Source organism: Photorhabdus sp. P32, from assembly GCF_038085095.1.
GTDB lineage: Bacteria > Pseudomonadota > Gammaproteobacteria > Enterobacterales > Enterobacteriaceae > Photorhabdus > Photorhabdus luminescens.
The window spans coordinates 1-25,552 of the sequence record NZ_JAZGJN010000252.1 but is presented as its reverse complement, the minus strand read 5'-3'; the positions used below and the strand labels follow the sequence as shown (position 1 = coordinate 25,552).

The window sequence follows — 25,552 nt, the reverse complement described above, 5'->3', positions numbered from 1 at the left end:
GAAAGGATATATCACGCATTTCTTGTAACTCAATGGTAGCATTATCTCACTAGCTTGCTATCAGTAAAGCAAACCATCCCCCATCTATTTGCAAATAGCCTAGAACGTTTACCAACGCCACTACAGTTTTCCTTGCGGTACGTATATAAATTAGATAATTTAGCTAAATTATCTAAATGTTCGATGGTAAAGGTTATGATAAACGAACAAGATATTTACGAAAGGATCAAGCAGGTTTTAGCGAATGCGCCACGCAATCAGTACACGGCTGAGCTGCATCTACAAATGATTAAGTATGCCGATGAGCTGAAAAACATTACAGCTAAAGACTTTTGTGAAGGTGTTGGGCTTACCCAGAGTTTTGGCACTGAGTTCAGTAAAATGCGTAATCTGACGCAACGTTTGAAAACCGCAGGTCTTAATACGGATCTGCTTTAAGACAATTTTGTCGATGTAAATTACCAAAGTCTGAACGATGAATATGCCTGTATAAGTGGAGTATAAGTATGACTATTCAGACCAATAAGCACGCTAAAGCACATTTTTTCAAGTGTGCATTGCAGGTAAATTCTTCAGGCTACATAAAATATCGGGGGCAGCAACAGACGCTTTCTGAAGATGATTATAATCAGCAATTGTTAAATGCTTCGCTAGAGATGGGAATTGAAGTCATTGGCCTAGCTGATCATGGGTCAGTGAATGGTTTTGAAAAGATTAGAGATCTCTTTGCACAACGTGGAATCGTGGTGTTCCCCGGCTTTGAAGTTGCCTCTAGTGAGAAAATTCACTTCGTTTGCTTGTTTGATGAATCAGCTTCGGCTGATCTGATAAAAATGCATTTGGGGGCATTGGGTGTGGATATAAACCAGCCGGAAGCCCCAGTACAGAAATCTGCCACGGATATTATTAATTACGTAAACGATAAGGGTGGTTTCATTTTCGCGGCCCACTGTATTAATGATGATGGCGTGTTAAAACGTCGGATGAGTTATGTTTGGCAACATAAAGGGCTGTTGGCTGCTCAGATCCCAGGTTCAGTTGAGGACCTAAAAGGTGTAGAGAACGACTTTTATCGTAAAGTTTTCCTAAATAAGGATGATAACTATCGCCGCGAGCAGGAAATGGCTGCCATCAATGCCGCTGATGTGGCGCAGCCTGAAGAGATTAAAGCTGATGGCGCTTCTTGTTTAATTAAAATGACCAAGCCCTGCTTCACTTCTTTCAAGCAAGCTTTTTTAGATGCTGGCTCCAGAGTGCGGCTAAATTCAGACAAACCGGAAAACTATGCATCAGCTATCGAACGTATTCGTTTTGTCGGCGGCTACCTTGATGGTGTGGATATTGAATTATCGGATCACTTAAACGCGGTGATTGGTGGTAGAGGTACGGGCAAATCAACCCTGCTGGAGTGTATTCGTTATGCTTTTGATTTAGAACCTTTTGGTAAAGCATCGAAAGCTCAGCATGACGCTATTGTAAAAAATAACTTAGGTCTCGAAAAAGGCATGGTTGAAGTCAGTGTTCGCTCTGCAACCATGCATGGCCGCATATTTACGGTGAGCCGCAAATATGGAAACCAGCCAGTGGTGAATGAAAACGGCAGAATTTCACCTTATCACCCCAAAGATTTACTGCCTGGCGTTGAGCTGTACGGTCAGAATGAAATTTATGAGATGACTCGGGATGAGCAAAGCCGAAACTTACTTATTGAACGATTCTTGGGAAGTGAGCACGAACAGTTTGATAAGGCCATAACCAAAGTGCTAGTGAGCCTTAAGGATAACCGTGAAACCGTTATTCGTGCGCTTAGCCAAAAAGCAGATATTGAGGCAGAAGTTGAGCGTTTACCCAAGTTATTGGATCAGGCTAAACAATTCCGAGCGCTGGGCATTGATGAAAAGTTGAAAGTGATTCCAAAGCTGGAAAAGGAAAAACAACTGAGTGGGAGAGTTAATGAAGAAATTACTCGAGTAAAAGAAGCTATCAACATCTTAAAAGACAGTTTGCCAGATACGGTATTTTTAAGCGATGCCAGCTTAGAAGGATTGCCACACTTAGATCTCTTAAAACAAAAGCGTCAAGTTTTGGAGATGTTAAATAACTCTTTAACTCAATGTTTAATCCAAGTCGAGGAGCTCTCCAGTAAAACCTCAAGGGACTTACTTCCTCTACAGCAACAACTGTTGGAAAGGTTGCATGCAGAAGAACAACAACTTGAAAATGCGTTTAAAGACATACCTACAAGTCAGGGTAAAACGGGTCGGCAGATTGGCGCTGAATATCAAACCTTACTAAAGCAAATTGAACAGATTCGTCCAAAAGAAACTGCCTTGCAAAACCGACAAACCCAACTCAACGAGCTCTATAGTCAGCGCAAGAAACTATTGCTTGAGTTAGATCAGCAGACCAGCGCACGTGCTAGCGCCATGCAGAAGTCGGTTAAACGGCTCACTCGCAAGTTAGATCAGAAGGTACGCCTTAGTCTGAATTCTGAAGGTAACCGCCAAGAATTAGTGAATTTCCTGAGTGATTGCAATTTGGAAGGTGTTGGGCCGAAAAGGCTAGCGTGGGTTTTAGAGGGTGAGTTCACACCAGCCAATCTTGCTGCCACTATTCGCCAAGGTGAAACTGAATTAACCTCTAATTTTGGTATACCTAATTCCGTTGTACGAGCGTTAAGCCGTTTGCCTGAGTATAAACTGCTTGAGCTAGAAGAGTTGCAGCTTCCCGATACAATGGCGATTGAGCTGAATATCACTCATGGTGAACGGGAGGCCGTTTTCCGCCCAATTGGGGAATTATCGACCGGCCAACAATGTACGGCGATTTTGCACCTGTTGCTATTGGACAACCAAGATCCTCTTATCCTTGATCAGCCGGAGGATAACCTTGATAACGCCTTTATTGCTGAGCGTATCGTTGCTGAGCTGCGCAGAGCCAAGCTAAGCCGACAGTTCTTGTTCGCAACCCACAACGCCAATATTCCGGTATTTGGCGACGCGGAATGGATTGGCGTGTTAAGTGTGGAAGATAACAAAGGGTTGATCCTGCCAGAACAACAGGGTGCGATCGATATGCCAGAAGTGCAAAAACTAGCGGCAGATATATTGGAAGGTGGTAAGAGTGCGTTTAATCAACGCCGTGAAAAGTACGGCTTTAACTGAATGCTTTACTTCCTTGGGAGAGAACGATGTTAAAAACAGAATTGTTGGAAATTATTGCCAATGGCGAAAACTCAGGTGTGGAGTTTAAGCGAGATGATATACGTCCTGAGCAGTTAGCCAAAGAAGTTGTTGCTATGACCAACTTTCAAGGGGGACGGGTACTGCTAGGTGTGGAAGATGACGGCACTATTAGCGGCGTACAAAGGCATGATCTTGAAGAGTGGGTTATGAATGTCTTTCAGAGCAAAATTCATCCGATGATTCTGCCGTTTTACGAAGAAGTGAAATTGGATGATGGCAAACTGGTTGCTATCGTTAGCTTTCCCATCGGCATTTCGAAACCCTACATCGTTCGCCATAGCGGAAAAGAGGACATCTATATTCGTGTTGGAACAACATCTAGGCTAGCAACTAGAGAGCAGCAGATGCGATTGTTTGAATTGGGTGGAATGCTGCATACTGAAGTAATGCCTGTGCCTCGTACAGATATGAGTTGTTTGGATGACGCTCGCCTAACCAATTATGTAAAGGATATCTTACAAGATCCCGATGTACCTAAAACGCCTGATGAATGGCAAGCAAGGCTACTTGGTCTGGGTTTTTTAACCGAAGCCGCAGGCAATGTTTGCTGCACAATCGCGGGCTTGGTGTTATTTGGTAAAAGCCCGAGACGCTATCTCAAACAATCGGGTTTACGGGTCATGGTATTTCATGGTGAAGATAAGGAATACCAAGCTGCATTGGATGACATCATTGATGGCCCAATGGTCGGGCGCTGGGATCTTGAAAATGGTGATAAACGGCTAGTCGATGGTGGCGTTATTGAGAAATTCATGGAGGCTATGAGTCCCTTTATTTCTCAAGAGTCTGATCAGGTGAATGAAGAGTTAAGGCGAGAGAGACAGTGGTTTTATCCACTTGAGGCCGTTAGAGAAGCCTTGGTCAATGCGCTGGCGCACCGCGATTGGACGCGTTTTGTTGAAATTGAAGTATCTGGTTATTCTGACCGGCTTGAAGTAATTAGTCCGGGTTCGCTACCAAACTCTATGACGATAGAAAAAATGAAAGCAGGGCAGCGTTCCCCCAGAAATACCATTGTTATGGAAGTATTACGTGATTATGGCTATGTCGATTACCGAGGAATGGGTGTGAGAACCAAAATTATGCCATTAACGAAAGCGTTAACAGGTAAAGATCCTGAGTTTGATTTGACAGACGATCATTTAAAAACAATTTTGTTCCGGTAACAGATGTTGTGACTGTTGGAACAGCGTATACCTCACTGTATTTGGCGCTTTTAAAACAGCGCCATTTTTTTAAAAGCAATCGGAAAACGACTTTACAATGCACGATGGGATTTTGGTAAAACGGATCAAAGCGAAGTAAATGGGTTTTGAAGCGTTACACTTTAAAAATGACCACTTCACTTCCCAATACAAAAACTCGAAAAAATCCTTCCTAACAGATCATCGGAAGTAAACTCACCCGTGATCTCACTCAATGCCTGCTGCGCCAGACGCAGCTCTTCCGCCAGCAATTCACCTGAACGGGCAACCACCAATTGTTCATGGCCCTGTTGTAAATGTTCCGCTGCGGTATTTAATGACTGTAAATGACGACGACGAGCCAAGAAACCACCTTCGGTATTACTGCTAAAACCCATCGTTTCTTTCAGATGATCGCGCAATAAATCAATGCCTTCACCGCTACGGGCGGAAAGTCGAATTAGCGAGTAACTACTTACTTCGGCAATACCTGTCTCTTCATCAGTCATATCTGTTTTATTACGAACGACCGTGATAGGGAGCGATTTAGGCAGACGAACCATAAATTCAGGCCAGATTTCTACAGGTTCAACCGCGTTCGTTGTCGTGCTATCTACCATAAACAGCACACGATCAGCCTGCTCAATTTCCTGCCAAGCACGCTCAATACCAATACGTTCAACTTCGTCACTGGCTTCGCGCAAACCCGCGGTATCAATGATATGCAACGGCATACCGTCAATATGGATATGTTCACGCAGCACATCACGGGTTGTACCCGCAATATCCGTCACAATAGCCGCTTCACGACCTGCTAATGCATTAAGTAGACTGGACTTTCCTGCATTAGGGCGACCGGCGATAACAACTTTCATCCCTTCACGTAAAAGGCTACCCTGACGCGCCTGAGAACGTACACGCTCAAGCTCAGCCATCACTTCATCCAACTTGGCTTCGATTTTCCCATCAGAAAGGAAATCAATCTCTTCATCTGGAAAATCAATAGCCGCTTCTACATAGATTCGCAAGTGAGTAAGTGCTTCCACCATTTGATGAACTTGTGTAGAAAAAGCGCCCTGTAAGGAGTTCATCGCTGAACGGGCTGCTTGTTCCGAACTGGCATCGATCAGGTCAGCAATGGCTTCCGCCTGAGCTAAATCCAGTTTGTCATTCAGAAAAGCGCGTTCAGAAAACTCACCTGGGTTAGCGATTCGCACACCTGGCAAAGTCAGAATACGTTTAAGCAGCAAATCGAGAATAACCGGCCCACCATGACCTTGAAGCTCCAGTACATCTTCTCCGGTAAATGAATTGGGCCCCGGAAAGTAAATAGCAATCCCTTGATCAAGTATCTGACCATCCACATCACGAAATGGCAGGTAATCTGCATAACGAGGTTTGGGTAATTTACCTAATACCACCTCAGCTACCTGTGCGGCTTTCGGGCCGGAAACACGCAAAATGCCAACTCCTCCTCGTCCTGGCGGGGTAGCCTGAGCAACAATCGTATCCGTGGTATGCATGGTTATCTCTCTAATTTGCTGTTTCGCTCAAATGACTTTTTTATTCAAATAGTTAAGGCGGTCAATGACCGCCTTTTCTGTTACAACGGCTAGCATGTATTCTGGCTGAAGCTATACCCGTCATCTTTCAAGTTGCCTCTTTGTTGGCTGCACTCACTCACCCCGGTCACATAGTTTTCTATGCTCCCGGGGATTCGCTCCCTTGCCGCCGCGATCCATCTTGAAATCCATAGGGTGTATGTTTTATTTCGCCGGCTTTTTCTCACGACTATGCAGACCGCGTTTTTCCAGCCCACGATAAATTAATTGCTGCTGGATGATTGTCACCAGGTTACTGACGATATAGTACAGAACCAAACCCGATGGGAACCACAGGAAGAATATGGTAAATATGACAGGCATATAGGTCATAATCTTCTGTTGCATCGGATCAGTAATTGTTGTCGGAGACATTTTCTGGATGATGAACATTGTCACACCCATCAGCAACGGCAGGATGTAATAAGGATCTTGCGCAGACAAGTCATTAATCCAACCAGCAAATGGCGCATGACGCAATTCAACAGAACCCATCAACATGTAATATAAAGCAAGGAAGATTGGCATCTGGATCAACAGAGGCAAACAACCACCCAGTGGGTTTACTTTCTCTGCTTTATACAATGCCATCATTTCCTGGCTCATGCGCTGTTTATCATCGCCAATACGCTCACGCATAGCCGCCAATTTAGGCTGTAACAAACGCATTTTCGCCATTGAAGTGTATTGTGCTTTGGTCAGCGGGTACATGATACCACGCACAATAAAGGTGATAACGATGATGGAGAAGCCCCAGTTACCAATAAAACCATGCAGGAACTTCAACAACTTAAATAACGGCTGAGAGATAAACCATAACCAACCATAGTCTACGGACAGATCCAAATGAGGTGCTACAGCAGCCATTTCATCTTGAATTTCCGGGCCAATCCACAATGTGGAAGAGACCGTTTTTTCACTATTAGCCGCAACAGAGATTGGCGCGCTCTTATAGCCAATCGCAGCCATCCCTTTATCTAATGCAACAGTGTAGAAAGTACTGGTTTCATTAGCCGCAGGAACCCAAGCGGTAGCAAAATATTGTTGCAACATGGCAATCCAGCCACCTTTGGTGGTCACGGATAAAGATTCACCTTCAATATCGCTAAAGCTATATTTCTTGTATTTGGTATCGTCGGAAGAATAAGCGGCGCCACGGTAAGTATGCAATGCAAAGTTACTGCTGCCTGTATCACGATGCTTGGGTAGTTCAACACTCTGTTTCAACTGACCAAAGAAGGTCATCTGTAACGGCTTTTCCGTCGTGTTATTAACATGGTAATCGACACTAATCGCGTATTCACCACGTTTCAGGACAAATGTTTTGACATAAACAATGCCATCTTTAGTGACGAAATTCATCGGGATACGCAATTCATCCTGCCCATCAGCCAATACATAGCTATCCTGTGCTGCGGTGTACAGTGGGCGTTCACTATTCAGCGGATTATCTGGGCCATCTTTCCCCGTCAATCCGCTTTGCGCTTGATAAGAGAAAGCAGGTGTTGTTTCCAACAACTTGAATGGCTGGTTTGAACCCAGGGTATCAGGATAGGCTAACAGGTCAGCCTCTTCGATATCACCACCACGGGTATTGATGGTCAGAGAGAGCACATCAGTTTTAACCGTGATAAGTTTACCTTTTCCACTGCCTGGTACAGCTTGATTCTCACTGCTCGGCATATCCGTTTGTTGCGTGGCCTGTACTGTCGTTGGCTGCGGATTTTTATCTGCTTCCCATGCTTGCCAGACCAAGAAAGAAACGAACAGCAAAGCGATGAGAAGAAGATTACGTTGCGAATCCATCGTTAGTGTTCTCTGTTATCGTTGTTTTTTACGGGTGGGACAGGATCATCACCACCTTCATGTAAAGGGTGGCATTTTAATATGCGTTTCACCGTTAACCAACAGCCTTTTATCACTCCAAATCGACATAATGCCTCAATGCCATATTGAGAGCATGTAGGATTAAAGCGACAACGAGGCCCCAACAGCGGGCTTATAACCAACTGATATCCCCGGATTAATGCGATCAGGAAGCGCGAGCCAAACGACAGTGACGACGCCATAATTTATCCAACGCCTCCGTTAACGCACGGTTATCAAGCTCAGCAACGCCTTTCTTAACCAATACCACAAAATCCATAGGAGGCAACTTATGTTGGTTTAAACGAAAGCTTTCACGGGCCAACCGTTTAATCCGGTTACGCTCATGAGCTCGTTTAACATTTTTCTTGGCTATAGTAAGACCGATACGGGGATGCCCCAGCTCATTCAGGCGACCAAGGATAGTAATCTCTGGCGAACTTGCCCGTTGGGGTTGCTGGAAAACATAAGTGAAATGCTTGGGAGTTAACAAGCGTAACTCCCTCGGAAAAGCGAGCGTAACCACTAGATGGTTAGCTTTATTACTTAGAAACGGTCAGACGAGCACGGCCTTTTGCACGACGGCGAGCCAGAACCTGACGACCATTTTTGGTAGCCATACGAGCGCGGAAGCCGTGAGAACGGTTACGCTTCAGTACGGATGGTTGGAAAGTGCGTTTCATAGCGATTTCTACCTAACTTAAGATTATTACTGATTCAGTAAATGCGTTGGCAGCCAGTGAGAAATAGACACCGATGCCTCAATCGCAACATCAATATAAAAGAAGCGGGATTGTAATAAAATGTACAGCTCTGAGTCAATTTACATAACGCAAAGTCGGCCGGCTTTTCTACTGAGTCGGATGTTTACCAACACTCTGCCCATGCGTACGCCAGAACCTTTCACCAAGAATTATCGGTAAAAACTCTGGTATCGCACATAGGGTGCAACATTATACGGACTACTGAACAAAGCGCAACGATCACCGGTAGATCTTCGTTTTTTGTTATGATCCTTGGTCCGATTTTACTTTAAATATCGGCTTATTCTCGATCTGCATTCGACAGCCGCCATAACTCCACTACAACCCCTTTACAGCCCTTTATTTCACAGACAATTTTATCCTGTGGATAAAAAGCGCTTAAACTGTGTAAAAGAATGAAGATCTATATCGTCTTTTGCGCTATGATCCCAAGCCATGATTTGGATCTTATCCTCGGATCATGGGGGAGCGATGACATTAAAAATCGCCATACACATGACAATCGATCCTTCTTCGCCTTAGAGGAGTCGTTGTTTTGTACCCAATATAATGAGCTAACCACTCCGATTTCTTTAATTGTTAATTGGCCTTGTTTTAGGGGAGTCCACCGTGTCACTTTCGCTTTGGCAGCAATGTCTTGCCCGATTGCAGGATGAATTACCTGCCACAGAATTCAGTATGTGGATACGCCCCCTTCAGGCAGAGCTAAGTGGCAACACGCTGGCGCTTTATGCCCCAAATCGGTTCGTTCTGGATTGGGTAAGAGAGAAGTATATCAACAACATCAATGGGTTGTTGAATGACTTCTGTGGAGCAGAAGTACCATTATTACGTTTTGAAGTTGGCAATAAACCCATTTCCCAAAACGATAGCCCGCCACAAAGGGTTGTTGCTCACGCGCCGGTTGCACCTGCACCGCAAAACATATCAGTACGCCCCAGTTGGGATAACACTGCGGTACAACCAGAGCTATCTTATCGCTCTAATGTTAATCCAAAACATACTTTTGATAACTTTGTCGAAGGTAAATCCAACCAACTTGCTCGCGCTGCTGCAAGACAGGTCGCTGATAATCCCGGCGGTGCTTATAACCCACTATTTCTTTATGGTGGTACAGGTTTGGGTAAAACCCATCTATTACATGCCGTAGGTAACAGCATTATGGCACGTAAGGCAAATGCCAAGGTGGTCTATATGCATTCTGAACGTTTTGTTCAGGATATGGTCAAGGCATTACAAAATAATGCAATAGAAGAGTTCAAACGCTATTACCGCTCTGTCGACGCATTACTGATCGATGATATTCAGTTTTTTGCCAATAAAGAACGCTCTCAAGAAGAGTTTTTCCACACATTCAATGCATTACTGGAAGGCAACCAACAGATTATTCTGACATCAGATCGCTATCCAAAAGAGATCAATGGGGTAGAAGATCGGTTAAAATCCCGTTTTGGTTGGGGGCTAACCGTTGCCATTGAACCACCGGAACTCGAAACTCGTGTCGCTATTTTGATGAAAAAGGCAGACGAAAACGAAATCCAGTTGCCGGGAGAAGTTGCTTTCTTTATCGCTAAACGTCTGCGTTCTAATGTCCGTGAGCTTGAAGGAGCACTGAACAGGGTAATAGCGAATGCCAATTTTACCGGTCGAGCGATTACTATTGATTTTGTACGTGAAGCATTACGTGACCTGTTAGCACTGCAAGAAAAACTGGTTACCATTGATAATATTCAGAAAACAGTCGCTGAGTATTATAAAATCAAGGTGGCCGATTTACTTTCCAAACGGCGCTCCCGTTCCGTTGCCCGTCCAAGGCAAATGGCAATGGCGCTGGCAAAAGAGTTAACCAACCACAGCTTGCCTGAAATCGGGGATGCCTTTGGTGGACGTGACCACACAACTGTGCTGCATGCTTGTCGTAAAATCGAGCAACTGCGTGAAGAAAGTCACGACATCAAAGAGGATTTTTCTAACTTAATCAGAACATTGTCTTCCTAGTGCTATGAAATTTATCATTGAACGTGAGCAATTGTTAAAACCACTGCAACAGGTCAGTAGTCCGCTGAGCGGCCGCCCTACTCTGCCCATTCTTGGTAACTTATTACTACAGGTTACAGAAGGCTCCCTGTTGCTGACCGGCACAGATTTAGAAATGGAAATGATGGCAAGAGTCACGCTTTCATTGCCACACGAAGCAGGTGCAACCACGGTACCGGCACGTAAATTCTTTGATATCTGGCGAGGTCTGCCAGACGGGGCCGAAATCAGTGTAGAACTGGATGGTGACCGCCTATTGGTGCGTTCTGGTCGCAGCCGTTTCTCGCTTTCCACATTGCCCGCTTCTGATTTTCCAAATCTTGATGACTGGCAAAGTGAGGTGGAGTTTTCACTGCCACAAGCTACATTGAAGCGCCTTATTGAATCAACTCAGTTCTCAATGGCTCACCAGGATGTCCGCTATTACCTCAACGGTATGTTGTTTGAAACCGAAGGAGAAGAGTTGCGTACAGTTGCAACCGATGGTCACCGTCTGGCAGTCTGTTCCATGGGAATTGGTCAAAAACTGCCTTCCCATTCGGTTATCGTGCCACGTAAAGGCGTTATTGAACTAATGAGATTGCTGGATGGCGGCGATACTCCGCTACAGTTACAAATCGGCAGTAACAATATTCGTGCCCACGTTGGCGACTTTATTTTCACCTCTAAATTGGTGGATGGGCGTTTCCCTGATTATCGTCGCGTATTACCAAAGAACCCGGATAAAACCCTGGAAGCCAATTGCGATATGCTGAAACAGGCTTTTTCACGCGCGGCGATTCTCTCTAATGAGAAATTCCGTGGAGTTCGCCTCTATTTCAGTGAAAACCAGCTAAAAATCACAGCAAATAACCCTGAACAGGAAGAAGCCGAAGAGATTGTAGATGTCAGCTACCAAGGCGCTGAAATGGAAATAGGCTTTAATGTCAGTTACGTGCTAGATGTTCTCAATACACTAAGATGTGAAGAGGTTCGTTTATTACTGACTGATGCTATTTCCAGTGTTCAGATAGAAGACTGTGCCAGCCACAATGCGGCTTATGTCGTGATGCCAATGCGCCTGTAACCGGTTTTTATTTCAGGTATATGACTCTCACGCGTTTACTTATCCGCGATTTTCGTAATATCGCCGCCGCTGACTTGCCTCTAGCTACCGGATTTAACTTTCTGGTCGGCTCTAATGGCAGCGGCAAAACCAGTGTGCTGGAAGCGATTTATACGCTAGGTCACGGGCGCTCTTTTCGTAGCATTCAGGCAGGACGGATAATCCGTCATGACTGCAATGAGCTCGTTCTGCATGGGCGGCTAGGGCAACCAGAGAATGAACGGGAACGGTCTATCGGTCTGAGTAAAAACCGTAATGGCGACAGTAAAGTCAGAATTGATGGTAGTGATGGTTGTAAAATTGCAGAACTGGCCAAGATGTTACCGATGCAGCTTATTACCCCAGAAGGGTTTACTCTATTAAATGGCGGGCCAAAATATCGACGGGCCTTTATTGACTGGGGTTGCTTTCACAATGAGCCACGCTTTTTTTCTGCATGGGTAAACTTAAAACGGCTACTCAAACAACGCAACGCAGCACTACGACAAGTTACCCGCTATAGCCAGATACGACCTTGGGATCAAGAATTAGTACCACTCGCTAACCAAATAAATCAGTGGCGTGGTGAATATGTTACAAACATCACTCAGGATATTACGAATACTTGTCAGCAATTCTTACCCGAATTTATATTAAGCTTCTCTTTTCAACAGGGCTGGGACAAAGAGAGTAATTATGCTGAATTACTGGAGCGCCAATTTGAGCGCGACAGAACGTTAACCTATACAGCTTCCGGCCCACATAAGGCAGATCTGCGCATTCGTGCAGAAGGAACGCCAGTAGAAGATATGCTATCCCGCGGTCAATTAAAGTTACTGATGTGCGCACTGCGGCTAGCACAGGGTGAATATTTCACCCGACAGAGCGGACAACAATGTCTGTATCTGCTTGATGATTTTGCCTCCGAACTGGATACCGGCCGCCGTCAATTGCTGGCCGCACGTCTAAAATCCACGCAAGCACAGGTATTTGTCAGTGCGATAAATCCCGACCAAATAACAGACATGCTTGATGGAAATAGCAAGATGTTTCGCGTGGAAAATGGCAAAATAGAGGTTCAACCACAGGATTAAAAATGAGCGAGAAACGTTGATGTCGAATACATATGACTCCTCAAGTATCAAGGTATTAAAAGGGCTGGATGCAGTGCGTAAACGTCCGGGCATGTATATCGGCGATACAGACGATGGTACCGGCTTACACCACATGGTCTTCGAGGTTGTCGACAACGCTATCGACGAAGCCCTCGCTGGTCACTGTAGCGAAGTTATCGTCACTATTCATGCTGATAACTCAGTCTCCGTACAGGATGATGGCCGCGGTATTCCTACCGGTATACACGAAGAAGAAGGTGTTTCAGCAGCCGAAGTTATTATGACGGTGCTGCATGCGGGGGGTAAATTCGATGATAACTCTTATAAGGTCTCCGGCGGTTTGCACGGCGTAGGGGTTTCCGTTGTTAACGCCTTGTCTGAAAAGCTAGAATTGGTTATCCGCCGTGACGGCAAAGTTCATGAACAGACTTATCACCTTGGTGTGCCGCAAAGCCCACTGAAAGTCGTTGGGGAAACTGAACAGACAGGTACCCGTGTCCGTTTCTGGCCGAGCATGGATACTTTCCGTAATAACACAGAATTCCAGCATGACATTCTGGCTAAACGCCTGCGTGAACTATCTTTCCTGAATTCCGGCGTATCTATCCGCCTCATTGATAAGCGCACTAATATAGAAGACCACTTCCATTATGAAGGTGGAATTAAAGCGTTTGTTGAGTTCCTAAATAAAAATAAAACACCCATTCATCCAAATGTTTTCTATTTCTCTACAGAAAAAGATGGCATTGGCGTTGAAATTTCAATGCAATGGAATGATGGTTTCCAGGAAAATATTTACTGCTTTACCAATAACATCCCACAACGCGATGGGGGCACTCACTTAGTTGGCTTCCGTACTGCGATGACACGTACCCTTAATAGTTATATGGACAAAGAAGGGTACAACAAGAAATCCAAAGTCAGCGCCACCGGTGATGATGCTCGGGAAGGTTTAGTTGCCGTTATTTCCGTTAAAGTGCCTGATCCAAAATTCTCTTCTCAGACTAAAGACAAACTCGTCTCCTCCGAAGTGAAGACTGCGGTTGAAACGTTGATGAATGAGAAGCTGGTGGAATACCTACTGGAAAATCCAAACGACGCTAAAACTGTCGTCAGTAAAATTATTGATGCCGCTCGCGCTCGTGAAGCAGCCCGTAAAGCGCGTGAAATGACACGTCGCAAAGGGGCACTGGATCTGGCTGGGCTGCCAGGCAAACTGGCTGATTGTCAGGAACGTGATCCGGCACTCTCTGAACTCTATTTAGTGGAAGGGGACTCGGCGGGTGGTTCGGCAAAACAGGGCCGTAACCGCAAAAACCAGGCAATTTTGCCGCTAAAAGGCAAAATCCTGAACGTCGAAAAAGCGCGTTTCGATAAAATGCTCTCTTCTCAAGAAGTGGCAACCCTGATCACAGCATTGGGCTGCGGTATTGGCCGTGACGAATATAACCCAGATAAGCTGCGTTACCACAGCATTATTATCATGACGGATGCGGACGTCGATGGTTCTCATATTCGTACTCTATTGCTGACTTTCTTCTATCGTCAAATGCCAGAAATCATTGAGCGCGGTCATGTATTTATTGCTCAACCGCCACTGTATAAAGTCAAAAAAGGCAAACAAGAACAATATATTAAAGATGATGAAGCAATGGATGAGTACCAACTATCCATTGCACTAGATGGCGCTTCACTTTACACCAATGAGCACGCACCAGCCCTGAGAGGCGAACCGCTGGAAAAATTGGTGACTGAATTTAATAGCGTACAAAAAATCATTAAACGCATGGAACGTCTGTATCCGCTAAGTTTATTGAATAGCCTAATTTATCATCCGAAGCTGACTGAAGAAGCATTGTCTGATAAGGCGAAAGTTGAAGAATGGATTGAAATGCTGACCACTCGTCTGAATGACAGTGAACAAAACGGCAGCAGCTACAGTTATCGTCTCCATGAAAATCGTGAGCGCCAAATGTACGAGCCTGTTCTGTGTGTTCGTACACATGGTGTTGATACTGATTATCTATTGGACTTCGATTTTGTCCACGGTGGTGAATATCATCGTATTACTCAACTAAGCGATAAACTTCGCAATTTAATCGAAGAAAGCGCTTATATCGAACGTGGTGAACGACGCCAGCCTATTAGCAGTTTTGAACAGGCGCTAAACTGGTTGACTAAAGAGTCTCGCCGTGGGTTGTCTATACAGCGTTATAAGGGCTTGGGAGAAATGAACCCTGAACAGTTATGGGAAACTACCATGAACCCGGAAACTCGCCGCATGATGCGTGTAACAGTAAAAGATGCCATTGCAACCGACCAACTGTTTACAACTCTGATGGGTGATGCGGTTGAACCTCGTCGAGCATTTATTGAAGAGAATGCCCTGAAAGCAGCCAATATTGATATCTAATTGATATTATTATCAACTGAAATAAGCGCTCATATTGATTCTCTATGGGCGCTTTTTTTATCTGTTATTTATAGCCAATAAAGTGTAATTTATTTAATGTTTCTGTAAAACATCACTTAAATATAATCTAAGGATATAAATATGGCTGACATGATTTACATGACAATAAAGGGAAAAAAACAGGGATTAATATCGGCTGGATGTTCTTCTATTGATTCTATTGGTAATAAATATCAAGCAAACCATCTTGATCAGATATTAGTTTATAGCTTAAGCCATGCGATAACACGGGCTCAAAATGTCGATCATCAACCCATTATTATCCAAAAACCTATCGACAAATCATCACCATTACTCGGTGTTGCTATTTCTGATAATGAGTCTCTTGAATGCTCTATTGATTTTTACCGAACTAACTCAAATGGTGCTCAAGAACGTTATTACAATATAAAGATCACTGGCGCCACAATCACTGAAATAAGTGTCTTACATCCACATTCATTGAATCATAATGAGCTTCCACCCCAAGAAAGTATTTCGTTAAAATATACAAACATTACCTGGAATCACCTTATCGCAGGTACTGGCGGTTATAGTATTTGGGATGACAGGATTTATTAAATAATCAAAACAAGGCGTTTTAATTTAACGCCTTGTTTCATTATTGAACTTTTTTCGGTAGAACCAAAGCGTATAAAATAGAAAACATCACACTACCCACTCTAATTATCTCACTATTTAAATTAATAAACATTGATATAACCTCATGATAACCACTATATTTGACAATAAACAACTGCGCAGTTCCGAACATGACTATTATAAAGAAGGAAAAAACAAAGAAAATATAACCCCCTCTTTTCTCTATAATTGTTTTAATAATAAAGAGGAAAAACAATATTACCAAAGATAAAAAATAGTACAGTAAAACATCCTGCCAAGTAGATTGAGTGGAAATTGTAACATCAATATAATCCATCATTATTTTTCCTTTTCTAGCTGATAAATACTCAGAGCTGTAGCGTTATCAACAATTAGTTCAGTAACTAAATTAATTCTGACATTTTATTATATCTTTTAAAAAATCATCTAGAATATCTTCTTGGCATTAAAATAATATACAATAAGGAAAATATAAAACCACCAACCTTTATACTTTCGCTTTTAAAATTAATAAAATTGGGTATATCGTACTCATATCCTGTTAAAATTAATTGAACACTAGATAATATAAGAACCAAGATAACACCCAAAATAACCACAAGATTGTTATTTTTCTCTTCTATTATTATCTTAAGAATAAATAGAAAAAACAATATAACAAGAGATAAAATATAATAGTATAATATATCCAGCCATGATGATTTAGTAGAAATAATAATTTCGGTATAATCCATTATTGTTTTTCCTCTTGTATCTTATAAATACCCCAAGCAGTATAAGAATCAGCAACAAACCCAACTTGTTTTAACATAAGAGTAAAAAAACTTGATTTCTCTTTTTCCTTCTCAATTATTGCATATTGTTTTACTCTGTTTGCGGTTAAATAGAAATCTTGCTCCTTCAAATGATTTATTTCAAACTGAATAAATTCAATTGCACCATTTGAAGATAAACAATGAATACGAACCTGACCTAATATATCCTCTACAAAAAGATTTATTTTTGAATTAAAATCCATTCTTATTTTACTATGAGTTAGATAGCGAAAAGATAAAGTTTTCGCCAACTCTCTCAATTCCCTTACCTTCAAATCCAATAAGTTATCTTGCTTCATATCCCCCCCTATAAAACCGATTTCTTATTTTCAAACCGCAAAATCATTAATATAGTTTATGTAAAATAACAAAAATAAACCAACAAAGAAACAATGAACAGAGCTATATAGATAAATCCACTCGAATAACGAGTGGATTTTCACATAAACAAATAGATTAAAATGATTAAACTAAGATACGTAGCATGCGACGTAGAGGCTCTGCTGCTCCCCACAACAATTGGTCACCTACAGTAAAAGCAGATAAATACTCTGGGCCCATATTCAGCTTACGCAAACGCCCTACAGGGGTATCCAACGTCCCCGTTACCGCTGCCGGAGTTAATTCGCGCATACTGAATTCGCGATCATTTGAGATAACACGAACCCAGTCATTATGCGCAGCCAGTAATTGCTCAATTTCAGGAATAGAAATATCTTTTTTCAATTTCAAAGTAAATGCCTGGCTGTGGCAACGCAACGCACCGATACGTACACACAAACCATCCACAGTAATGATATTATTACCTGTGTTGAGGATCTTGTTGGTTTCTGCCTGCCCTTTCCACTCTTCACGGCTTTGGCCGTTATCAAGTTGTTTATCAATCCACGGGATCAAACTACCTGCCAACGGCACACCAAATTGCTCAGTTGACATAACTCCGCTACGGGTGAAATCGGTTACTTTTCTTTCAATATCCAGAATAGCCGATGCCGGATCTTGCAGCTCTTTTGCTACCTGAGTATGCAAAGATCCCATCTGAACCAGAAGTTCACGCATATGACGAGCGCCCGCACCAGAAGCCGCTTGATAAGTTGCAACAGAAGCCCATTCAACCAAATCATTGGCAAACAAACCGCCCAAAGACATCAACATTAGGCTAACAGTACAATTACCACCAACAAAAGTTTTTATGCCTTTATTAAGACCTTGCTGAATATGCGTATGGTTGACCGGATCAAGAATAATAATGGAATCATCATTCATACGCAGCGCCGAGGCTGCATCAATCCAATATCCCTGCCAACCTGTTGCTCTTAACTTTGGATAAATTTCATTAGTATAATCTCCCCCCTGACAACTAATAATAATATCCAAAGCACCAAGAGCTTCGATATCGAAAGCATTCTGTAACGTACCTTGCTGACCAGTAAAATCAGGTGCTGGCTGTCCGTATTGTGATGTCGTGAAGAATACCGGACGAATAACATCAAAATCCCGCTCTTCAATCATACGCTGCATTAATACTGAGCCGACCATACCGCGCCAGCCGATAAAGCCCACATTTTTCATCATTATTGTCCTACTTTGGTGAGTGTTGATCAGTGATTCTGATTACACCAAAGCTGACAAAATATGACCAGGGACGCAAGTGAATTTATTCACTTATTCACAAGATATTTAGCAACGTATCTAGCAGCAAGATATATAACAAATCTGGCATCCGAGTAAAAAGCCACCTGCTGGTGGCAAATATTTACCATTAACTTTTAATTTTCAAGTCACATTCAATTGAGTTTTAGTTTTTTCTTTGGGATGCGGCTTAACACTTATTACTTCACCAGGTCTGGAAATAAAGCGAACAAACGTTTCATGGCTGACGAAAGTTGCACCACAATTGATGTTTTGACATTGATTGTAACGTTCTTTTGTATGGCAGGAATGCTCAAAGCTGCTGCGTGCATGAGCCGCTTTACCACAAAGAGGACACTTGATCATATTTTTTTACCCTTAACTAAAACATGAACTCTCATTATGTGAACAATATAGCAATGAGATCTCATTTAAAGAACAATTATTTCATATCGAGATCATCAATTTTTAATTCCAGAGTCAGTGCTGTTGTAAAACCACCAGATCCATTCACCGTGTGAGTAACTGTTGTTAATGTCCATTCGGCAGCATCTATTTCTGGTTTAAAACCGGTAACTTTGATTGGTATTTCAGGGTAGAGATCTGCACGCCCCTGAGCCAGTTGAATCGAAAATGTCGCTGCCCCACGTTGCATTTTTTCCCAAGCAACTTTGGCTGCACGTTTAGCGCTAGCCTCATCAGCATAAGTACGAGAAAGTTCCAATACGTTATCTTTGCTACCTACTAAATAAGATTTTAATTTATCAGTATTTTTCTGACTTTTTCGCTCAACGGTTAAGGTATGTTTTTTCTCCGGTTTACGGACATCTAACCAATTTGCTACCACGCCGGTATAAGCCTCACGATCGGACAGAGTAAAATTATGATTGTCACCTGATCGACGTGTAATCACTAATGCAGGAATAACCGCACCACTGGCTGTTTTATTCTGTCCCTGCCGAATAAATATCAACTTACCATTTTTTACTGAAGCAATTGCTCCTTCCTGCCTTGCCAAACGGGTAAGAAAACTACCATCTGACTCATTCGTCTGATCAATATGGTTAATCAATATCTTCGCAATATCTTGATGCAAATCGGCGCTAAGGTTATTCCTCGCAGCAATAGTATGGACAATATCACCTATCGTTTTCTTATGATAAGACTCTTCACGTCTCATATTGAGAGATTCACGGAAATCAGCGCTACGGGCACGAATCGTTAATTTGTCCGGCGCTCCACTGTGACCAATTTCATCCACAGTAAAACGGCCTTTACTAATCAGTGGTTGATCACGCCATCCCAACGCCAATGAAATCACATTACCTCTGGAAGGTAACACCAAACTTCCATCTGCATCATCCAGTTCAATATCCAGCTGGTCGGCTTCAAAGCCACGATTATCTGTCATTGTTAGTGACATCAGGCGCGATTGAATGCGCCCGCTGATATCTTTATTATCAATTTCCAAAAGAAATGAAGGTGCACTGCCTTTTTCAGCTCCCCTGCCAAATTCAGACGTCATGGCAATACCTCCCTGACTCTATCTGACAAATTGTCTGTAAGCATAGAGAATTGTCCCTGAAGATCACCGAACATTTCAATTAGAGAGCTATCCACTCGCTTCAATGTCAACGTGAAATCAATTTTGCGGGCAGAACCATTCGACATAAATTCAGTTTTTGTCTGGTCGATACTCTGAATGACAAACATACCATAAACCGTGCCGCTGCCATCTATAAAAGACCAAGCCTTACCGCTTTCAGCCATAACTTGCAGTACTGTCAATGATAAACGACCACCCGTAATTTCTGGATATAACGAACCGGAAAGTGTCATTGTGTCGTTATCCGGCCCCAGAAATTGCCAGGCAGGCCGCATCCCGATACGGCTATTAAAAGCATGTCGCCATGACTGAGTATATTGCATACTCTGGTATGGTGTGGTTTTCAACATAAAAACAAATAAACCCAGTGCAGCCATCATAATTAGAATTCTCCTCTATCAGAGAATGAACTACGCAAACGAGCCTGCTGTCTACGTTCCCGATCATCCAATTCACGCCTAACCGCTGCTGCAATATCCTGCACAGACTGCTCCGGCGCACCATAGATATTTATATGATAGACCGGTGATTCACTGCGGTACTCTATCACCTGACGTTTGTCCGCTTTCTTTTCCTGAATCTGAGAATAAGCATGAGCCGGTAAGCTCTGAGCATGCAACGGTGCTGTTCTGGCTGCGGTAGAAGGCGCCATTACGCTTAAAGAAAATGCAGCAGCAGCGGCAAGTTTAGCAGTCTGTCGTCTGCTAATAACATTGACAGGGCCAGTGACAATCTCTGGTCCATATTCACCAACAATGCCAAATCGGCCAGCCGGAATAATGCCCCCTTTGTCATGTTTGGGCAGAACCGAACTGACATTAGGACTCACATTATTACTGGCGTCCTTTGAAATATCCTCCTTTGACCGCATCCAGTCAGGGAGATACTCAGACAATGAAGTCAGTTTCTTTTTCAGGGCTTCCCACTTTTCATTAATCCCCTCCAATAAACTATTAACTATCGCTATACCAGCCTCTTTAAATTTACTGGGTAGATTCATTACGTCAGTAATAATTTCATTCCATTTATCCGAGATCGATTTTTTAATATTCTCCCAGATATCCAATGTATTCTGTTTAACTAATTCCCAGGCATTACTGATATTAGTTTTAATATTCTCCCAAGTTTGCAAAACACTCTGTTTAATAGATTCCCATTTTTCACTTAGGCTAATTTTAATATTTTCCCAAAGCTGAGAAAATTTCGGCCCCAATGTTTCCCAGTTTTGCCAAATATAAACGGCAGCCATCGCAATTACACCAATAATGGCGAGAATTGGGTTAGCCATCATCAGACGACCAACGATCATCATGGTGTTACCCAACATTTTCAGAGCATTCCCTACCAATCCGAGAGCTCTCACACCAGTACTACCAAAGAAAGTAAGACTATATTTCGCTACAGCTAATGGAAGTAATATCGAAGCGATCGCCTGTGCCAATGCGCCAAATACAGTTAACATGCCTCCGACCACCACCGTAATAGTCGCAAGAGTTGCAGCTAAGCGTGGGTTGGCTTCCATCCACTCACTGACTTTATTAACTACATTTGTTACTTGCTGAGTAACTTCTCTTGCAGGACCTTCTACGCCAGAAAACATCTGAACGCCTAGATCACTCCAAGCGGCATTGAGCTTTTGGATATCACTGGTAAGGCTATTCGTCATTGCAGATGCAACTTTTTGGGATTCACCTTGAGCATTTTTTAGTTCAACGATAAAAGATTGCAATCCCCCCTGTCCTGCCTGATTCACCAACACATCCAGAGCAGGAGTGGCATTTTCACCACCAATTGCCGTGAAATAATTTATACGTTGTTTGCTGCTCATTGACCGGGTTTTGTCATCCAGTTCAGCAAGAATATCAGGTAATTGCCGTAAATTACCTTTAGCATCACGAGTTTTAATATCTAGTTGTTTCAATGCGGCAGCAGCAGCTTTAGGTGGTTCAGCCAACCGGCTTAGTACACTGCTCAAAGCCTCTCCAGCTTCACTTCCCTTGATATTGGCATCACTTAGCTTTCTTGTAGCAGCCGCAACGGTTTCAATATCAACCCCCAAAGAAGCGGCCGCTGGAGCGACAGATTTCATGGTGTCGCCCAACCCCGCCAACGTTGTTTTTGAACCAATAAACGTTGCCGTCAAAACATCACTAACATGCCCCATCTCTTCGGACTGTAATTTAAATCCTTCCAGTACATTAGTGCTAATATCAACCACATCGGCGAAATCTGTACCGCTTGCCTGCGACATTAATACCGCGCCAGGCATCATATTCTTTATCTGGTCAGGAGAATAACCCTTGGAGGCATAAAGGCTTTGTCCCTGTGCAACCTGGCTGACAGGAATCCCAGTGCTTTTACTCAACTCACGGCTTTGATTAAGCAACATGGTGTATTCAGGAGAATTCTTTTCAATATTAGTTTGCGCCTGAATTTTGGACATTTGAGCACTAAGATCATAACCCGGCATCAGAAAGTTTTTACTGGTTGTCAGTATCTTACCGCCTGCCGATTTCGCATTAGCGCCATATTGGCTGACACGATCACGAAGTTCTTTGATTTTGCTATAACGGCCTTCACCGCGATTTTCTTCCTTTTGACTACTGGTACGTGTAGTTTCCTGCACAATCTGACCAGCAGCAACTCCGTTTTTTTTACTCAGCTCGCGACTCTGATTGAGTAACGTGTTGTATTTAGAATAATTTTCTTCCTCTTGACTACTGGTATGCGCAGTTCCCTGCGCATATTCAGGAGCAGAATAAGGTTTAATGGCTTTATAAGTCTGATTTAATCGCTTGTATTCATCACGATTTTGCCGGATAGAATCCGCCAACCTTTTATTATTTCGCTGTGCGGATTTCAAGGCGCTGGTCAGCTTATTAACGGACTGTATTACCAATGTAAGCTGTGACTGTGTATTACTCATTTTCTGCACCACTTCGTAAGATGGCCCGATGTCGCCAGTCCAGTAATTCCGTCAGTGACATTTCACTTGTCACTGACGGAGACCAGTGGAAAACGGTGGCAATATCTGCCACCAATTCATCTACGGTTAGTCGGTCTGGAAACCGGACTTGGCCGACTTCGGTAACAAAAAATTGACCACCTCAACACTGAGATTAATCAGATCGCCGGGTGTCATTGACAACAGGTCGCTTTTAGTGAGCGTTGGTGTGGTAACGCGCGGCAAAACCAATATCATTGAATCCACATCCATCTCCAGCAAAGCCTGTAGCCGAGCACCACGCAGCGCGCCACTGTTCGGTTTGCGCACCACCACTTCAGTGATGTTGCTACTACCACGTGCAAGCGGTTCTTCTAATACGATTGTGCGCTGCTCGTCGTTTTGAGTAATTAGTGTTTCTGTCATGGTTCAACCTTGTTTATCCGATTAGATTAAAGACCCATAGCGCGACGGTGATCTGCCAAGCGATCCTCACCATTAACGACTTCAACCATGTTAACGGTATCCACTTCGATCAGAACTTCACCATCCCATGTCAATTTGAAATAGGTGTTTTTAGCGCTGATTTTGGTCTGAGTGTTATCTCCCTGCTTATAAGTACCGTGGTCAAACTCATGGAAACGGCCACGCATCACGATTTCAACAGCAATCACATCATTGGTATCATCGCGCTGATAGGAGCCCGCAAAGCGCAACATTACGCCGTCAGCTTTGGTCAATCCCCATTGCCGATAATGCTGAGCCTCCATACCTCCCAGAGTAAATTCAACGTCTAATGCACCTTCATCCAAGCCTAAGTCCACAGTTGCGCTACCGTTCATACCAGCGCCACGATAGGTTTCCAGTTTACGACTCAGCTTAGGCAGAGTAAGTTCTTCCACTATTCCCTGATAACTATTGCCGTCATTAAACAAGTTCAGGTATTTAAGTTTGCGAGGTAATGCCATCTGTGTCCCCTTAGCCGTTTATGCTTTTAGCGAAATCCATCAGGTAACGATCTGTAATACGCTGGCGTAACATCATGTTTTCCAGTGGTGGTACAGGTGTATAGTCGTAATCGAGGGTCAATTTACCCGCTTTCAGAGTGTCTTTATCATTGACGTTTTGGTCATACCAACATTGACCATCAATGATGTAGCCTCCAGATTTCAGTTCACGGAACTTAGCATTGATACCTTCGATAATGTCTCGTACAAGTGAAGGAGTTAGTGGCTTATCGATTGCCCACATATGTGCTTCCGCCATAGTGTCAGCTAATACTTGGGCAGTACGAGTGTAACTTTCGAACTGGAACAATGGATCATCAGCGCAGGTACGGGAACCCCAGAAACGGAAGCCATTTTTACGGATAAGTGTCGTGATACCATTTTGGTTTAGCAAACCAGCATCAGTTGCTGGATCTTGAAGATCCCAGAATACATCTGCTGAAAGACCGGTCACACCATTGACACCGATGTTGGACAGAGTTTTGTGCCAACCTGTTTCTTCATCAATTTTTGCACGCAAACCTAGTGCACGAGCGGTAGCGTAGGCGATAGCGTCTTTATTAGCGACAGTATCCCAACTCAGGAAATCAGGCCAAATCAGCATTAATTCGCGCTGACTGAAATTTTTGCGATATTCGATAACTTCTGAGATAGTCTTACTACCATAGGCGCTGATATAAGCCATTGCTCTCAGTTTCTGCGCGATACTCGCTAACTCAACAGCAACAGCTTTTGTATCCAACCCAGGAACTCCCAGAATACGTGGCTTCACACCTAATTGGCTTTGTGCTGCCAACAGTGCCTGTATACCGGTTTTCTTACCTTCATTAGTTGTAGTACCAATGATGTTACTGGTAGTTTGATCTTCCGTTTCACCTTGTGCTACACGGACAACAACAGTAACGGGTTTAGACTGGTCTGCAATAGCTTTGAGTGCCTGAGGCAACGTACCGGTTTTACCAGCTTTGCCAATGGCGAGTGAAACATCAGTAATCAAGACCGGAGTGTTTAGTGGAAAAGTTTTTTCGTCTGCCTCAGGACCAGTACAGACCATACCAACAATAGCGGTGCTAACTGTGGTGATGGTACGTGTGCCTTCGTTAATTTCCTGTACACGGACGCCGTGATGATAATCTTGTGCCATATTAGCGGTTCTCCTGTTAAGGTGTCCCGCTATGTTGAAGTATCCGAATTATTAAATCATTCGATGGGAAATGTGTGGGAGATGATACAAATCAGGTTACTTAATTTATTATTTTTTCTAATAATTTAACTGTCGGCACTTTATGATAGTGGAAAATAAAACCTCTATAAATCAATGCTTATTTTTTCCTATTATGAGCTTTTAACTCTGCTCATTGAGCATCTTTTCACAGATTTTTTCTACAAAAACAGATTGCAATTTATACACATCAACGCATTTCTCTGTAAATTATAATTCTGGTCATTTATTGACACCTGAATATAGCTAATCTTCGCCACATGTAACCCTTCCTAATACCAATATGAGACTATCTTTTCGGAAATTATCATGGACTGGCGAGTTTTGGAAAATCTTGGTTTAGTGGAAACGGTG

General features: G+C 43.2%; 25 protein-coding genes. 8 read left to right on the top strand and 17 right to left on the bottom strand.

The window, feature by feature from the left end:
* Nucleotides 1-198: 198 nt before the first annotated feature.
* The 3 genes from V2H77_RS09800 to V2H77_RS09790 all read left to right on the top strand — a co-directional run bounded on the left by V2H77_RS09800 (nt 199) and on the right by V2H77_RS09790 (nt 4,411).
* Nucleotides 199-438 (top strand): HTH-like domain-containing protein, encoded by a 240-nt coding sequence (locus V2H77_RS09800; RefSeq protein WP_041381254.1) that lies wholly within the window; start codon nt 199-201, stop codon nt 436-438.
* Between the two features lie 68 nt (nt 439-506).
* Nucleotides 507-3,164 carry a TrlF family AAA-like ATPase gene (locus V2H77_RS09795; RefSeq protein ID WP_341498639.1) on the top strand — a complete coding sequence of 886 codons (2,658 nt, stop codon included), beginning with the start codon at nt 507-509 and terminating at the stop codon, nt 3,162-3,164.
* 77 nt (nt 3,165-3,241) lie between these two features.
* The gene (locus tag V2H77_RS09790) at nt 3,242-4,411 is read left to right on the top strand and encodes an RNA-binding domain-containing protein (protein ID WP_341498638.1); all 1,170 of its coding nucleotides are present in this window, start codon (nt 3,242-3,244) and stop codon (nt 4,409-4,411) included.
* Between the two features lie 176 nt (nt 4,412-4,587).
* On the opposite strand, the gene mnmE is transcribed toward V2H77_RS09790, so the two are convergent.
* From mnmE to rpmH, 5 genes are all read right to left on the bottom strand, one after another.
* Nucleotides 4,588-5,952 (bottom strand): tRNA uridine-5-carboxymethylaminomethyl(34) synthesis GTPase MnmE, encoded by a 1,365-nt coding sequence (mnmE, locus tag V2H77_RS09785; protein ID WP_341498637.1) that lies wholly within the window; start codon nt 5,950-5,952, stop codon nt 4,588-4,590.
* A 243-nt stretch (nt 5,953-6,195) separates the two neighbouring features.
* The gene (gene yidC / locus V2H77_RS09780) at nt 6,196-7,836 is read right to left on the bottom strand and encodes a membrane protein insertase YidC (protein ID WP_341498636.1); all 1,641 of its coding nucleotides are present in this window, start codon (nt 7,834-7,836) and stop codon (nt 6,196-6,198) included.
* 2 nt (nt 7,837-7,838) lie between these two features.
* Nucleotides 7,839-8,099 (bottom strand): membrane protein insertion efficiency factor YidD, encoded by a 261-nt coding sequence (gene yidD, locus V2H77_RS09775; protein ID WP_075489364.1) that lies wholly within the window; start codon nt 8,097-8,099, stop codon nt 7,839-7,841.
* The gene (rnpA, locus tag V2H77_RS09770) at nt 8,063-8,422 is read right to left on the bottom strand and encodes a ribonuclease P protein component (RefSeq protein ID WP_074525037.1); all 360 of its coding nucleotides are present in this window, start codon (nt 8,420-8,422) and stop codon (nt 8,063-8,065) included. Before rnpA ends, yidD begins: the two co-directional genes overlap by 37 nt.
* A gap of 16 nt (nt 8,423-8,438) precedes the next feature.
* Nucleotides 8,439-8,579 carry a 50S ribosomal protein L34 gene (gene rpmH / locus V2H77_RS09765; RefSeq protein WP_000831330.1) on the bottom strand — a complete coding sequence of 47 codons (141 nt, stop codon included), beginning with the start codon at nt 8,577-8,579 and terminating at the stop codon, nt 8,439-8,441.
* A 690-nt stretch (nt 8,580-9,269) separates the two neighbouring features.
* Here rpmH and dnaA point away from each other — a divergent pair.
* The 5 genes from dnaA to V2H77_RS09740 all read left to right on the top strand — a co-directional run bounded on the left by dnaA (nt 9,270) and on the right by V2H77_RS09740 (nt 15,930).
* On the top strand, nt 9,270-10,658 hold the full coding sequence (dnaA, locus tag V2H77_RS09760) for a chromosomal replication initiator protein DnaA (protein WP_341498635.1): 1,389 nt from the start codon (nt 9,270-9,272) through the stop codon (nt 10,656-10,658).
* Between the two features lie 4 nt (nt 10,659-10,662).
* The gene (gene dnaN / locus V2H77_RS09755; RefSeq protein ID WP_265379119.1) at nt 10,663-11,763 is read left to right on the top strand and encodes a DNA polymerase III subunit beta; all 1,101 of its coding nucleotides are present in this window, start codon (nt 10,663-10,665) and stop codon (nt 11,761-11,763) included.
* 20 nt (nt 11,764-11,783) lie between these two features.
* Nucleotides 11,784-12,875, top strand: a complete 1,092-nt coding sequence (gene recF, locus V2H77_RS09750; protein ID WP_341498634.1) for a DNA replication/repair protein RecF — start codon at nt 11,784-11,786, stop codon at nt 12,873-12,875.
* Nucleotides 12,876-12,894: 19 nt separating this feature from the next.
* Nucleotides 12,895-15,309 (top strand): DNA topoisomerase (ATP-hydrolyzing) subunit B, encoded by a 2,415-nt coding sequence (gyrB, locus tag V2H77_RS09745; RefSeq protein WP_341498633.1) that lies wholly within the window; start codon nt 12,895-12,897, stop codon nt 15,307-15,309.
* Between the two features lie 141 nt (nt 15,310-15,450).
* Nucleotides 15,451-15,930, top strand: a complete 480-nt coding sequence (locus V2H77_RS09740; RefSeq protein ID WP_341498632.1) for an Hcp family type VI secretion system effector — start codon at nt 15,451-15,453, stop codon at nt 15,928-15,930.
* 40 nt (nt 15,931-15,970) lie between these two features.
* On the opposite strand, the gene V2H77_RS09735 is transcribed toward V2H77_RS09740, so the two are convergent.
* The 12 genes from V2H77_RS09735 to V2H77_RS09680 all read right to left on the bottom strand — a co-directional run bounded on the left by V2H77_RS09735 (nt 15,971) and on the right by V2H77_RS09680 (nt 25,120).
* Nucleotides 15,971-16,291: a hypothetical protein gene (locus V2H77_RS09735; protein WP_132345045.1), complete on the bottom strand. Its 321-nt coding sequence runs from the start codon at nt 16,289-16,291 to the stop codon at nt 15,971-15,973.
* 103 nt (nt 16,292-16,394) lie between these two features.
* On the bottom strand, nt 16,395-16,706 hold the full coding sequence (locus tag V2H77_RS09730) for a hypothetical protein (protein WP_139655872.1): 312 nt from the start codon (nt 16,704-16,706) through the stop codon (nt 16,395-16,397).
* Entirely contained in the window at nt 16,706-17,086 is a 381-nt protein-coding gene (locus V2H77_RS09725; protein ID WP_341498631.1) for a DUF4225 domain-containing protein, read from the bottom strand. Before V2H77_RS09725 ends, V2H77_RS09730 begins: the two co-directional genes overlap by 1 nt.
* Nucleotides 17,087-17,252: 166 nt before the next feature.
* The gene (asd, locus tag V2H77_RS09720) at nt 17,253-18,359 is read right to left on the bottom strand and encodes an aspartate-semialdehyde dehydrogenase (protein ID WP_341498650.1); all 1,107 of its coding nucleotides are present in this window, start codon (nt 18,357-18,359) and stop codon (nt 17,253-17,255) included.
* A gap of 204 nt (nt 18,360-18,563) precedes the next feature.
* Nucleotides 18,564-18,785, bottom strand: a complete 222-nt coding sequence (locus tag V2H77_RS09715) for an ogr/Delta-like zinc finger family protein (RefSeq protein ID WP_049584998.1) — start codon at nt 18,783-18,785, stop codon at nt 18,564-18,566.
* Between the two features lie 76 nt (nt 18,786-18,861).
* Nucleotides 18,862-19,944, bottom strand: a complete 1,083-nt coding sequence (locus V2H77_RS09710) for a phage late control D family protein (RefSeq protein ID WP_341498630.1) — start codon at nt 19,942-19,944, stop codon at nt 18,862-18,864.
* The gene (locus V2H77_RS09705; RefSeq protein ID WP_341498629.1) at nt 19,941-20,405 is read right to left on the bottom strand and encodes a phage tail protein; all 465 of its coding nucleotides are present in this window, start codon (nt 20,403-20,405) and stop codon (nt 19,941-19,943) included. Before V2H77_RS09705 ends, V2H77_RS09710 begins: the two co-directional genes overlap by 4 nt.
* A gap of 2 nt (nt 20,406-20,407) precedes the next feature.
* Nucleotides 20,408-22,951: a phage tail tape measure protein gene (locus tag V2H77_RS09700; protein WP_341498628.1), complete on the bottom strand. Its 2,544-nt coding sequence runs from the start codon at nt 22,949-22,951 to the stop codon at nt 20,408-20,410.
* A complete protein-coding gene (locus tag V2H77_RS09695) occupies nt 22,944-23,063 on the bottom strand; it encodes a GpE family phage tail protein (protein ID WP_197535146.1) in 120 nt (39 codons plus the stop codon). The genes V2H77_RS09700 and V2H77_RS09695 overlap by 8 nt, the downstream gene beginning before the upstream one ends.
* A 14-nt stretch (nt 23,064-23,077) precedes the next feature.
* Entirely contained in the window at nt 23,078-23,395 is a 318-nt protein-coding gene (locus tag V2H77_RS09690) for a phage tail assembly protein (RefSeq protein ID WP_341498627.1), read from the bottom strand.
* A gap of 26 nt (nt 23,396-23,421) precedes the next feature.
* On the bottom strand, nt 23,422-23,937 hold the full coding sequence (locus V2H77_RS09685; RefSeq protein ID WP_049585003.1) for a phage major tail tube protein: 516 nt from the start codon (nt 23,935-23,937) through the stop codon (nt 23,422-23,424).
* Nucleotides 23,938-23,947: 10 nt separating this feature from the next.
* Complete coding sequence (locus tag V2H77_RS09680) at nt 23,948-25,120, bottom strand: phage tail sheath protein (protein WP_341498626.1); 1,173 nt, start codon at nt 25,118-25,120, stop codon at nt 23,948-23,950.
* Nucleotides 25,121-25,552: the final 432 nt, after the last annotated feature.